At 39.5% G+C, this 12,385-nt stretch carries 10 protein-coding genes; 4 read left to right on the top strand and 6 right to left on the bottom strand.

Annotation, left to right across the window (positions count from 1 at the left end):
• Nucleotides 1-126 precede the first annotated feature (126 nt).
• The 4 genes from ruvB to CORI_RS02820 all read left to right on the top strand — a co-directional run bounded on the left by ruvB (nucleotide 127) and on the right by CORI_RS02820 (nucleotide 4,933).
• Entirely contained in the window at nucleotides 127-1,140 is a 1,014-nt protein-coding gene (gene ruvB, locus CORI_RS02835; protein WP_173030733.1) for a Holliday junction branch migration DNA helicase RuvB, read from the top strand.
• Between the two features lie 197 nt (nucleotides 1,141-1,337).
• Nucleotides 1,338-2,384 carry an AI-2E family transporter gene (locus CORI_RS02830; protein ID WP_173030732.1) on the top strand — a complete coding sequence of 349 codons (1,047 nt, stop codon included), beginning with the start codon at nucleotides 1,338-1,340 and terminating at the stop codon, nucleotides 2,382-2,384.
• 279 nt (nucleotides 2,385-2,663) lie between these two features.
• Nucleotides 2,664-3,998, top strand: coding sequence for an OprD family outer membrane porin (locus CORI_RS02825; RefSeq protein WP_173030731.1), 1,335 nt, complete (start codon nucleotides 2,664-2,666; stop codon nucleotides 3,996-3,998).
• Between the two features lie 107 nt (nucleotides 3,999-4,105).
• Complete coding sequence (locus CORI_RS02820) at nucleotides 4,106-4,933, top strand: substrate-binding domain-containing protein (protein ID WP_173030730.1); 828 nt, start codon at nucleotides 4,106-4,108, stop codon at nucleotides 4,931-4,933.
• Between the two features lie 334 nt (nucleotides 4,934-5,267).
• On the opposite strand, the gene CORI_RS02815 is transcribed toward CORI_RS02820, so the two are convergent.
• The 6 genes from CORI_RS02815 to CORI_RS02790 form a co-directional block, all read right to left on the bottom strand.
• A complete protein-coding gene (locus CORI_RS02815) occupies nucleotides 5,268-5,987 on the bottom strand; it encodes a fumarate reductase iron-sulfur subunit (protein WP_169940168.1) in 720 nt (239 codons plus the stop codon).
• Entirely contained in the window at nucleotides 5,980-7,986 is a 2,007-nt protein-coding gene (locus CORI_RS02810) for a fumarate reductase flavoprotein subunit (RefSeq protein WP_172199800.1), read from the bottom strand. The genes CORI_RS02815 and CORI_RS02810 overlap by 8 nt, the downstream gene beginning before the upstream one ends.
• Nucleotides 7,987-8,002: 16 nt before the next feature.
• On the bottom strand, nucleotides 8,003-8,704 hold the full coding sequence (locus CORI_RS02805) for a fumarate reductase cytochrome b subunit (RefSeq protein ID WP_173030729.1): 702 nt from the start codon (nucleotides 8,702-8,704) through the stop codon (nucleotides 8,003-8,005).
• Between the two features lie 93 nt (nucleotides 8,705-8,797).
• Nucleotides 8,798-9,625, bottom strand: a complete 828-nt coding sequence (gene lgt, locus CORI_RS02800) for a prolipoprotein diacylglyceryl transferase (protein WP_173030728.1) — start codon at nucleotides 9,623-9,625, stop codon at nucleotides 8,798-8,800.
• Complete coding sequence (locus CORI_RS02795; RefSeq protein ID WP_173030727.1) at nucleotides 9,622-10,179, bottom strand: hypothetical protein; 558 nt, start codon at nucleotides 10,177-10,179, stop codon at nucleotides 9,622-9,624. The genes lgt and CORI_RS02795 overlap by 4 nt, the downstream gene beginning before the upstream one ends.
• Before the next feature lie 35 nt (nucleotides 10,180-10,214).
• The gene (locus tag CORI_RS02790; protein WP_173030726.1) at nucleotides 10,215-12,383 is read right to left on the bottom strand and encodes a cation-translocating P-type ATPase; all 2,169 of its coding nucleotides are present in this window, start codon (nucleotides 12,381-12,383) and stop codon (nucleotides 10,215-10,217) included.
• Nucleotides 12,384-12,385: the final 2 nt, after the last annotated feature.

Raw genomic sequence — 12,385 nt, 5'->3', positions numbered from 1 at the left:
GACATAAATTTGATGAAGCGGATATTTTATATCCAAATTTGCATGAAAAGATTAAAATTTCAACCTTTTGACAACTTAAAGCAAATTTAATGTAAAATCACCTTAATAAATTTAAAAAGTTAAAATATGGACAGAATCGTAGAAATAGAAAAAGTAAGCTTTGAAAGCGAGTTTGAAACATCGCTTCGCCCTGCAAAATTTGAAGATTACATCGGACAAGAAAAGATAAAGCAAAATTTAGATGTGTTTATCAAGGCTGCCAAAAAGCGCGGAGAGTGTCTTGATCACGTGCTTTTTTACGGCCCTCCGGGGCTTGGCAAGACCACTCTTGCGCACATCATCTCAAACGAAATGGGTGTAAGTATCAAAATGACGGCGGCTCCGATGATAGAAAAAAGCGGCGATCTAGCGGCCGTGCTTACAAATTTACAAGAAGGTGATGTGCTATTTATCGATGAAATTCACCGCTTAAGCTCTGCTATCGAAGAGGTGCTTTATCCTGCGATGGAGGACTTTAGGCTTGATATCATCATAGGCTCAGGACCTGCGGCACAAACGATTAAGATAGACCTGCCGAAATTTACGCTAATAGGCGCTACGACGCGAGCGGGTATGATTTCAGCTCCGCTTAGAGATCGCTTCGGGATGGATTTTAGACTACAATTTTATAGCCATGCGGAGCTAGCCAGAATCGTTCAAATAGCCTCAGTCAAGCTTGGCAAAGAGTGCGAAAAAAGTGCCGCTCTTGAAGTCGCAAGAAGGGCGCGCGCAACTCCTAGGATCGCACTTAGGCTGCTAAAGCGGATTCGAGATTTTGCCGAAGTAAATGATGAGCTCATCATCTCGCAAAAACGTGCCAAAGAAGCTCTTGACGCGCTTGGAGTAAATGAGATCGGCTTTGATGAAATGGATATAAAGTATCTTGAAATTCTGCTTGACGCCAAACGCAAGCCTTTAGGGCTAAACACCATTGCCGCAGCACTTAGCGAGGATGAAGGCACTATAGAAGACGTTATAGAGCCTTACTTGTTAGCAAACGGCTTTATCGAGCGCACCGCAAAAGGTCGCATCGCAAGCGGAAAATGCTACGATACGTTTAAGCTTAAATTTAAAGATGAAAAAGGGCTTTTTGACGGATAAATTTATCTGCGTTATAGGGCTAAATTTATGAGAAATTATCTCAAATAATCTAAAATTTTAGCCGGCGGGTTTGTTTTGTCGTTTAAATTTGAATTTATATATTAAAATGCTAAGAAAATTTAAAATTGCTCTGATTTAGCCGATATGGCTAATTATCGGCTAAAAATTCTTGCAAATTTTATGTAAAGAGGATATGGATGGTTAAAAATAGTAAAATTTTCTTTGGTATATTTGTATTTTTCGCGCTTTGTTTGCTGCTTTATCTTTTTAAGCCGTTTTTGCTAAACATCTTTATCGCGATGCTGTTAGCGGTTGCGACATCAAACATAAACGTAAAATTTTTAAAGCTTACAAAGCACAGAGAAACACTATCCGCCGCTCTTACTACAGCGATTTTATTTTTGCTATTTATCGCGCCCTTTCTTTACGCCGTCATCGCGTTGGCAAAGCATGCGGCAAGCTTTAACATGGATTATGTAAGCAATACGATTGATTATGTTAAGAATTATGATTTCGCACTACCTGCGCCAATTGAGTTCCTAGAGCCTAAATTTAAAGAGCTAATTACGGAAATCGACTTTAAAGTAATCTCGGCTAAAATCATCTCAAATTTAGCGGAAATTGGCAAATTTAGTGCGAATTTTTTAGTCGATATGGTGATGATTATTATATTTTTCTTTTTTTCGATTCTATACGGAAGCGATCTTATCAAATACTTAAAAAAAGCCGTTCCTATGAAGCCTGAAGATACCGAATACATCCTAAGCGAAGTGGCTAACGTAATGAGCGTAGTTTTTTACTCGATAATCATAAATACTATTTTTCAAGGATTTTTGTTCGCTATCATCGCAATGATTTACGGATATAGCGGATTTTTAATGGGAATTTTGTTTGGATTTGCCACACTTGTACCGATTGTAGGCGGATTTTTAGTTTGGGGACCGATTAGTATTTATGAATTTGCCAACGGTAACTTAAGCGGCGCTATCGTCATTGCAGTTTATAACATCGTAGTTATCTCCATCGTTGCCGATACGCTTTTAAAGCCTCTTATAATAAAATTTATAAACGATCGTTTGGTGAGAATTCCGACTAAGATAAACGAGATGCTTATCTTTTTTGCAATGATTGCCGGAATTACGACGTTTGGATTTTGGGGCATTATCCTTGGGCCTGCGATAGTTACGTTTTTCTTATCGACTATCAAGCTTTACGTCTTACTTAAAGAGCGGTCGGTGGTATAAATTTAATCATTTAGCCGATTTAAATTCGGCTAAAAATTTATAAAATTTTACAGTTTAACTATCTACAATTAACAAGAAAATTTCACACAAAACTCACCTTAAACTTAAATATAAATTTACACCTATAAAAAATCAAAATGCGATTTTATCGGCTAAAAATATAATAAATTAGACTTAAAAAAGCAAATTTTAAGCTTTTTATGTGATATAATTTAAAATATAATTTTTAATACTATAATTTAATATTAATTATAATCAATATTTTAGCAAGGAGTTTTCATGAGATTAATCAAGCTTAGTTTGGCAGTAGCTACGATAAGTTGCGTTGGTGTTGCAAACGCTTCTGATTCGCTTGCAGATGCTCTTACAGGCGGCAAATTAAACGGCAAAGTTCAAACTACATACGTAGATCAAAAAGATGAAAGAAATAGCGTACGCGACGAGGAGCTTCTTGGTGTACAATTTGAACTTGGTTATACCACAGGCTCATTTTACGGCTTTAGATTAGGTGTTACGGGGCAGGCGAATTTACTACCGATCAACGAGAAAAAAAAGAACAACACAATGTATGATAAAGAGTGGAGAACAGAGGGTTTTGTACTATCTGAAGCATACGTCGGCTATATGCTTAATCAAACCGATATCAAATTCGGTCGCCAATACGTAAACACTCCGCTTGTAGCGGGCAACTACACTCGTGCTTTCAAAGAGGCTTTCGAAGGTCTTACTATAAGAGATAAGTCGCTTCCAAATACGACTTTAATAGGCGGTTGGTATTATAAATTTCAAGGTAGAAGTGCCGTAGTTTCAGGACATAAAAATGGTCATGCACCTAAATTTAAGGATAAAACCATCATAGGCGGCATGGGACCTGTGGCGTTTAAATTTGACAACATCTTTACAGGCGCTATTATAAACGAGCCTATGGAAAATTTAAAGCTAACGGGCGCTTATGCCAGAGTAACCGATTTAGAGAGGTTGCCAAGCGCAAAGGGCGATATAAATTTATTTTTAGCCGAAATGAATCTAAAATTCCCTCTTGATATGTTTAGCCTAGGTATTGATGCAAACTACAAAGGCTCTCGAACTACCGATACGCTTGATAATCTAAACTACGAAGGCGACATGCTTGGATTTAGAGCGGGAATTTACGATCTGGCAGGATTTAACGCGAGCTACGCATACACAACGGTAAGCGATGATGACGCTTTACTCTTTGGCGTTGGAAACGGACCTAAATCATATACCTCCTTGCCTATTCGCGGACCTTTCGTATTTACCGGTTTTGCGGGAATGGATACTCACAAATTTACACTTGGATATGATTTTGGCACTATAGGACTAAACGGTCTTACAACTTCGTTTCAATACGTAAAAGGCGAGCAAGACGCCCCTAACGTAAATGCGGGCGCAACTAAAAAAGGCGAAAGAATGGATATAGAAGGCTGGGCTGCGATAGCAAGCTATAACATTCCTCAAGTTAAAGGCTTGTCCGCATCGGTAACTTATGTCGAGCTTGAAAGAGAAAACTACGACGCTGCAAACAAGGTTACAAAAACCGATCAAAACGAGCTTTGGCTACAACTTGGATATAAATTTGATCTGCTAAATTAATTTTTGACACCTCGGGGCGTATAACCGCCCCTTTCTCCTTAAAATTTAAACGCCTTTTGTTATCTTAGATATGCTAAAATTTCATAATTTATCACAAAGGAGATATTATGAAAAAGCTTTTGTTACTAGGTGCTATTTTGGTGTCAAATTTTTATGCATTAGAGTGCACAAAAATTTACGGAAACGGGGCAAATGAGCTTAAACTAGCTACAGGAAGTCCGGGAGAACTTGGTTTAGTGGAGGAATTAGCGCAGAAATTTAACGCTAAAAACGATACTAAAATTTGCTGGATAAAAGCAGGCAGCGGAAAAGGATTAAGCTTACTCAAAGAGGGTAAGGTGGATATCTCTATGACCCACTCGCCAAAAGAAGAAAAGGCTCTGGTGTCACAAGGACTAGCCAAAAACCGCACTCTAATCGGCTCAAATGAATTTTATATCATAGGACCCAAGGAAGATCCGGCAGGCATAAAAACGGCAAAAACAGCCGCTGAAGCATATGCGAAGATAGCAAACGCAAAAGCTTTGTTTTACACAAGAGACGATAAAAGCGGAACGCACGTAAAAGAGCTTAGCATATGGAAGCTAGCAAACATCGAGCCAAACGGAGAGTGGTACAAGCCAAATCGCGACTTTATGATGGCTACTCTACGCAAAGCAGACGAGACGAAGGGGTATTTTATGAGCGATTCAAGCACTTATAAGATGATAAAAGATGAGCTAAAAAATAGCGATGTTTTATTTTCGGGTGATGAGGTACTTATAAACGTTTATTCCGCAATGAGCGCGAAAAACGCTCCTAAAGCGGCTGATAAGTTTATAGAATTTTTAAAAGGCAACGAGGCTCAAGAGATATTTAAAAACTACGGCAAGCAAAAATTTGGAACAGCTTTATACGAAGATGCACAATATGCTAAAAAATACTTTGTAGAATAGATAATCAAAGCGGGCTTTTATAAATAAAGTCCGCTTTATCAATTGCAAATTTGATTCAAAATACTTCCCCGCCAAATTTAACCGAACTTCAAGTATTGATTTATATTTAACAAAACGATTGCGAATATTTAAACTCTTGTTTTGTATATAAAGTAAAAAGCAAGAAATTTTATTTTAATAAATTAACTTCAAATTTCTTATTCAACAATCATATATCTACAAAAATTTACTAATCTAAGATTTTTTCCTTAGTAAAATTTTATTTGAAGCATCTAAAAAACGATGATAGAAATTATCGGAGTAAATTTTAAGGGAGATTTTCATCTCCCTCCGGCTACTTTATTACAGCCATCTTTCTGCGCATATAAGCGATTTTGCTTTGAAGCGGAAGGTGTTTTGGACAGTTATCCTCGCACGCTAGCAAGGTCATACAACCAAACACTCCGTCATCATCGCCTATAAGCTCGTAAAAGTCCTCATCGGTTCTCTTATCAAGCGCATCGATCTTAAATCTCGCAACGCGGTTAAGTCCAACAGCACCGATAAAATCAGGTCTCATGATCGCAGTTCCGCAAGCGGCTACGCAAATTCCGCACTCTATACATCTATCAAGCTCAAAAACCTCTTGTGCCACTTCAGGCTCGACTTTTTCTTCAAGCTTGCTTATGTCGGTCTCGTGATCGGTATGTATCCAGCTTTCTACACGCTTACTCATCGCGTTCATCCAGTTGCCCGTATCTACACTTAGATCTTTTAAAAGCTTAAACACAGGAAGCGGCATAAGCTCGATAACTCCGCTTTCAAAATCTTTAGTAAGAGTTCTGCAAGCAAGCACAGGCTTGCCATTTACCAGCATTGCGCAACTTCCGCAAATTCCCGCGCGACACACAAAGTCAAAGCTAAGATCAGGATCAAATTTCTCACGAATTTGATTAAGCGCGATAAATAGCGACATACCCGGTGTCTCCTCAAGCTCATAAGTCGCAAAATGCGGCTTTGAAATTTTGCTTAATGGATTATATTTAAAAGCTTTTATCGTAATTTTTCTACTCATATCCTATACCTGCTCTTTCATTTGGTGCTTTATATTTTGGTTGTAACTCATAAGGCATAAGTGCATTTTGAATTTCATATCTGCCTTTGCCTTCTGCCTCCATTTTAGCGCGAATTTCATCAACTTCTTTTTGGCGAACTGCGCTATCTGGGTGCTCGATGATGTTTCCTTTGGCTCCGTATCCTCTAAATGCAGGTGGAATTTCCATCTTCATTATATCAAGCGGTTCGTATTCTACAGTTGGCATCGTAGCGCCCTCTTTCCAGCTTGTTAGAGTTCTGTTTAGCCAGTTTGCATCATCTCTTTTCGGATAATCCTCTCTACTGTGAGCGCCGCGGCTTTCGGTTCTAAGAAGCGCGCCGTAAGCTACACAAAGAGCAAGTTTTAGCATCTTTGGTACGCGGTAAGCCTCTTCAAGCTCAGGATTGCCAAATAGATTTTTGTTTGCAACTTTAACGTCAAGCGAGTGCTTATAAAGCTCTTCAAGCTCTCTTACGGCTGTCTCAAGCCCTTCGCCTGTTCTAAAGATCGCAACATAATCCCACATGATGTCTTTCATCTTGTTTTTGATCTCAAATACGTTAAATTTACCCTCTTTATCAAGGAGTCCTTGCAGATAGTCGTTTTGAGATTTTACGAATTTTTCTATATCTTTTGTATTTATCTCTATATCGTGGCTCTTGCAATAATCAGCAAAATAATCACCCACAATCATACCCGCAACAACCGTTTCAGAAACAGAGTTTCCGCCAAGGCGGTTAAATCCGTGCATATCCCAGCAAGCAGCTTCGCCAGCGCTAAATAAGCCTGCCAATGTCGGGCTTTCGCCGTTTGGCTTGGTTTTAATACCACCCATTGAATAATGCTGCATAGGAAGTATCGGCGCCCAGCCTTTACCGATTCCGTTTTCATCAAGTTCGGTATCTGCAGGATCTATGCCGTTAAATATCTCGCAAATTTCTTGAACGTCGCGTAAATTTTTCTCGATATGCTCACGGCCAAGTATGCTTATATCAAGCCACACGTGCTCGCCATAAGGGCTTTTTACGCCTTTGCCTTTTCTTATATGCTCCATGATACGACGACTTACGACGTCACGGCTTGCAAGCTCTTTTTTCTCAGGCTCATAATCAGGCATAAAGCGGTATCCGTCCACATCACGTAAAATTCCGCCGTCACCGCGACAACCTTCCGTTAATAAAATTCCGCTTGGAACGATCGGTGTCGGGTGAAACTGAACCGCTTCCATATTACCAAGTTGAGCGATACCCGTTTCAAGAGCGATCGCCGCACCGATACCTTCGCAAACTACGGCATTTGTAGTGTGTTTATATACTCTTCCGTATCCGCCTGTTGCTATCAAGGTGCCTTTTGAAACGTAAGCAGTGATCTCGCCATTTACTAAATCTCTTACGATAGCGCCGTAGCAGCGGTTATTTTGGTGGATTAGAGCGATAGCCTCTTTTCTGTCATGAATTTCAACGTTATGCTTTAACGCCTCGTTTGCCACGGCAAAAAGCATAGTATGACCCGTAGCGTCAGCCGTATAGCAGGTTCTCCATTTTTTAGTACCGCCAAAGTCGCGGCTGTGAATAAGTCCGTGAACCTCTTCTTTTTCTACTATAGTTGTCTTTTGAGCGTTAATAATAGCGCTTCTTTCGCCTTTGGTAATTCTCGTCCAAGGCACACCCCAAGCGGCAAGCTCACGGATAGCTTTTGGAGCTGTTTGACAAAACATTCTAGCCACTTCTTGATCGCAACCCCAGTCGCTTCCTTTTACCGTATCGGCAAAGTGCACATCCTCATTATCACCTTCACTCATTTTAGAATTTCCAAGGCTCGCTTGCATACCGCCTTGAGCAGCCGCAGAGTGAGATCTCTTAACAGGAATTAAACTCAAAACGATAGTGCTAAGTCCTTTTTCTCCTGCGGCAACCGCGGCTCTAAGTCCTGCAAGTCCGCCGCCTATAACTAATGCATCACAATATTTTATATTCATTACTAGCTCCTATCTACTAACTAAGACTGATCCAGACAAAGTCCGCAATCAAAGCGATCACGGCTAGTCCGCCAAAAACCGCAAATATAATTGTTTTAGCCTTATTTCTCTTAGCTAGCATTTCGGCTCTATTAACACCTTCTATACTCACCCATTTTACATACAGTCTATACATACCTACACCGGCATGAACAACCATAAAGACAAGTAAGGCAAGGTAGAAAAACTCAAGTCTGGCAAAATTTAAAGCAGAGCTATCGGCAGTGATATGCCCACCAAAAACTATATCTACTAAATGTCCGCTTGCCGCGAAAAATAGCGCAAATCCGGTTAAAAACTGAAACCACCAAAGTGTAGTATCAAGGTGTCTGATGCGATTTTTGTGTCCTCTAAACATCAAATACTGTCTGAAATTCGCAGGAAATTTTCGCATAGCCAAAAATGCGTGAGCGATAAAAACTACAAAAATTATAGCCGCTATTACGTTTGTAATCCACCAAGTAGATTCACCAAACAGAAATTTAGCCTCGGCAAAACCGACAACCGCATTAAAAGCGTCCTTGCCAAGCAAGATAGTTGATGTAAAAACCATATGGCAAAGAATAAAACAGGCAAGAATAAATCCCGTGATGCTCTGCCATCTGTCCCAAACCGCCGGCAAACGACTCTTTTTGCAATCCGCCTGCCTCCCCAAGAAACCTTCGATTAGCCCACTCATGAGCACTCCTATATTGAAATTTGTTATTAATAACTTATGATAATTTTAATTTATAAATTTAAAATCGAATTGTTATATTATCACAAAGCAACTTTAAATAGATTTAAAATTTTGTATATTTTTATTTCTTAAATAAAAGTAGGCAAGCACTCCTGCAAGAAGCATCGCAAGAGATAAAATTTGACCCATAGAAAGACCCAAAAATACAAAGCCAAGCCCGAAATCAGGCTCTCTGTAAAACTCGCATATAAATCTTGCGATAGTATATAAAATAGCATATAAAGCTATGAGTTCGCCGTCAAATTTCTTAAATTTTCGATAAGTAAATAAAATTAAAAATATCACAATACCTTCTAAAATCGCCTCATAAATTTGAGAAGGGTGTCTAAGCATACCTGCTACATATATCCCCCAAGGCACGTCCGTAACTCTGCCAAAGAGCTCTTGATTTAAGAAATTCCCGATTCGTCCGAAAAAATATCCAAGCGGGATACTTAGCGCAACCAGATCAAGCAAAGCCCAAGTGTTTTGCTTGTATTTTTTACAAAACGCCCACGTAGCAAGCAAAAATCCAACTACCGCCCCATGATAGCTCATGCCGCGAATTCCTACGAATTCTCCGTTATAAAAAGGATTAAAAATTTGCCAAGGCTGAGTTATATAATAAAGTGTATTTGGATCGTAAATGAGTATATATCCGACTCTAGCGCCTAAAATAACGCCTATCTCAACCCAGAAAAAATAGTTATCAAGAAGCGAATTTGAGATATTAACCTTATCAAATTTAACGATAAATTTAGCCACACCAAGTGCGACAAGTAGAGCCAAAACATACATCAGCCCGTACCAATGAACACTTATACCGAAAATTTTAAAAGCTACGGGATCAAAGTTATTGTAAATTTCGTTCCACCAACTCATCTGGGAACGACCCTTATCTTAAGAGTCTTTTCAAGTCTGCTAGCAAAATCTTCAAAAAGATATCCAAGTCCGCGGTAAAATTTGCTTTTTGCCTCTTTTTGAAGCGTAGGAGCGAGTTTTGCAGCATAAGGAAGCAGATATGAGCTTAAAAACACGCCTAAAATTTCCTCTGTCTTTTCATTGGCTTCAAGCTTTAAGATAGCCGATAAAAACGATAGCTGATTGCTTATGCTGTCTATCTTTAATGATTTTAAATTCGGCTCAAATCCGCAAATTTGATAAAGCTTAGCAAGCCTTTCATCATCGCCTTTAAAAAAATATGTAGCGAGAAAATACTTTTGCAAATTCTTAAAGTCAACCTCTATATCCTTTATATCCTCGCTCTTAATAGCCTCTTTATAAAGAGATCTTCCTTTATTATTAGCTTCGGTATCATTTTGCAAAAACCACTCGCCGTTTTTCTTGATCTGTTCAAAAATTTTGTCATTTAACGAATTTGAAAAACCGACAGCAAAAACTCTACACACAACCGAATAAAATTCGCCAAGCTTCATCATAGTCCTTTTAAATTTTTGTGATTTTACTAAATTTAAATTTTCTTAAACCTTAGGCGAATCGAATTAAAAACAACGGTTACCGAGCTAAAGCACATCGCAATCGCTCCATAAACCGGAGTTAAAACTATCTTAAATACCGGATAGAGCGCACCTGCAGCCACGGGAATGCAGATTAGATTGTAGATAAACGCCCAGAACAAATTTTCCTTGATCGTTTTCATCGTATCTTTAGCCAAATTTATCGCTTTAACAACGCTTTCAAGGTCATTTTTGATAAGAACTATATCGCCCGCGTCCTTTGCTATGTCGGCTCCACTGCTCATGGCTATGCCGATATCAGCTTGCTTAAGCGAAGGCGAATCGTTTATGCCGTCTCCTATAAACACGACCTTGGCGTCTTTTTGAAGCTCTTTGATAATCTCAAATTTTTCATTAGGCAAAACTCCCGCAAAGACCTTTTCGATGCCGATCTTCAGCGCTACGTTTTTAGCGGTAAAAACATTATCCCCCGTTAGCATCACAGGAATTATATTTTTATTTTTCAGCTCGTCTATAATCTCTTTAGCATTTTCCTTTAAAGTATCGCTAAGACTTATAAATCCTACGAATTTTTTCTTTATCGCAGCCAAAACCACACCGTTTCCGTCATTTTGCATCTTTAAAATTTGCTCTTTTGAAGAATCAGGAATCTCTATGCCAAATTCTTTCAAAAAGCCTTCATTGCCCACGACTATCTCGCTTTCATCAAGGCTTCTTATGCCTTTTCCTGCGATACTTTCAAAACCGCTATCGTTGCCTAAAATTTTAAGATCAAGCTCGTTTGCATAATTAACAATCGCTTTTGATATAGGGTGCGAGCTTTTTGCTTCAAGAGCTGCGATTAGAGCCAAATCATCTTCGTTTATATCGGTAAAATTAACCGAAATTTCACCCTTTGTAAGAGTGCCGGTTTTATCAAATATCGCGTATTTGGCGGTGTGAAGCACCTCTATGACTTCGGGATTTTTTATCAAAATTCCGTTTTTAGCGCCCAAAGAAAGAGATGAAATGATAGCAATAGGAGTAGCCAGCCCAAGCGCGCAAGGACAAGATATGATAAGTACGCAAATCGCACTTAAAACGCCTTGCACAGCATTTCCGGTAACTGCAAACCAGATCAAAAACGTAACCACGGCTATAATAATAACGGCCGGCACAAAGATATTTGCAACCCTATCGGCAAATCGACTAATCGGCATTTTTTTCGTGCTAGCATCGCTTAATAGATGTAAAATTTGAGCTAGCAAAGTTTGATTTGACGGCTTTGTAACTTTTACATTCAGATAGCCGTTTGTGTTTATCGTACCTGCATTTACCTCATCGCCCGTTTTTTTATACACAGGCAGGCTCTCGCCCGTAAGCATAGACATGTCAAGCTCGGCTCCGCCGTTTATGATAACTCCGTCGCAAGGCACGTGAAAGCCCGCTTTTACCATTACGATGTCGCCTATTTTTAGGTTTTGCACATCCGTTTCTACGGCTTGTCCGTCAGGCTTTAGCACTAAAGCCACCTTAGGAGAAAGATCCATAAGGCTTTTTAGATAATCCCCCGCCCTAGCCTTTGAGCGCTCCTCAAGAAATTTGCCAAGCAGGATAAAAGTAATAATCATCGCAGAGCCTGAAACATACATATGGCGCATATTTTCAGGCATCAAATTTGGGGCTAAAAAGACAAACACCGAGTAAAGAAACGCCATCGAAGTGCCAAGCGCTACAAGCACGTTCATATCGTAGTTTTTGTTTTTAAGTGCGCCGTAAGCGTGTACGAAAAACTCCTTACCGCAAACCGCAAGCGCGATAAAAGCCAAAAATAGCATTACAAACGCCTTTGGCTCGCTCATAACGCCCGTCATCTCAAGCCACATTATCACAGCGCTTATTACCGCTGCGGCGATAAAGTTGTTGCGTAGGTTTTTTATATGCAAGGCTCTTTTTTTCTCAAATTCGCTCATATCCTTAGCGATCTCGTAGCCCAGCTTTTTGATCTTTTCTTCAAGCTTAGTTCTTACTTCTTCGCTAGCTACTATAAATTCGCCCGTAGCATTAGCAAAGCTAACCTTAGCGTCCTCTACGCCATCCATCTTTTTAGCGACTCTCTCTATAGCATTTGAACAATTCACGCAGGTCATGCCCGCGATATTGAGCTTGATAGTTTTTGACATAG

Source organism: Campylobacter sp. CCUG 57310 (genome assembly GCF_013201975.1).
GTDB lineage: Bacteria > Campylobacterota > Campylobacteria > Campylobacterales > Campylobacteraceae > Campylobacter_A > Campylobacter_A canis.
This window is presented reverse-complemented; position numbering and strand designations above follow the sequence as displayed.

Bases quoted from the DNA above. Each gene is read 5' to 3' on its own strand.
- ruvB (WP_173030733.1), top strand. From the start codon at position 127: ATGGACAGAATCGTAGAAATAGAAAAAGTAAGCTTTGAAAGCGAGTTT.
- CORI_RS02830 (WP_173030732.1), top strand. From the start codon at position 1,338: ATGGTTAAAAATAGTAAAATTTTCTTTGGTATATTTGTATTTTTCGCG.
- CORI_RS02825 (WP_173030731.1), top strand. From the start codon at position 2,664: ATGAGATTAATCAAGCTTAGTTTGGCAGTAGCTACGATAAGTTGCGTT.
- CORI_RS02820 (WP_173030730.1), top strand. From the start codon at position 4,106: ATGAAAAAGCTTTTGTTACTAGGTGCTATTTTGGTGTCAAATTTTTAT.
- CORI_RS02815 (WP_169940168.1), bottom strand. From the start codon at position 5,987: ATGAGTAGAAAAATTACGATAAAAGCTTTTAAATATAATCCATTAAGC.
- CORI_RS02810 (WP_172199800.1), bottom strand. From the start codon at position 7,986: ATGAATATAAAATATTGTGATGCATTAGTTATAGGCGGCGGACTTGCA.
- CORI_RS02805 (WP_173030729.1), bottom strand. From the start codon at position 8,704: ATGAGTGGGCTAATCGAAGGTTTCTTGGGGAGGCAGGCGGATTGCAAA.
- lgt (WP_173030728.1), bottom strand. From the start codon at position 9,625: ATGAGTTGGTGGAACGAAATTTACAATAACTTTGATCCCGTAGCTTTT.
- CORI_RS02795 (WP_173030727.1), bottom strand. From the start codon at position 10,179: ATGAAGCTTGGCGAATTTTATTCGGTTGTGTGTAGAGTTTTTGCTGTC.
- CORI_RS02790 (WP_173030726.1), bottom strand. From the start codon at position 12,383: ATGTCAAAAACTATCAAGCTCAATATCGCGGGCATGACCTGCGTGAAT.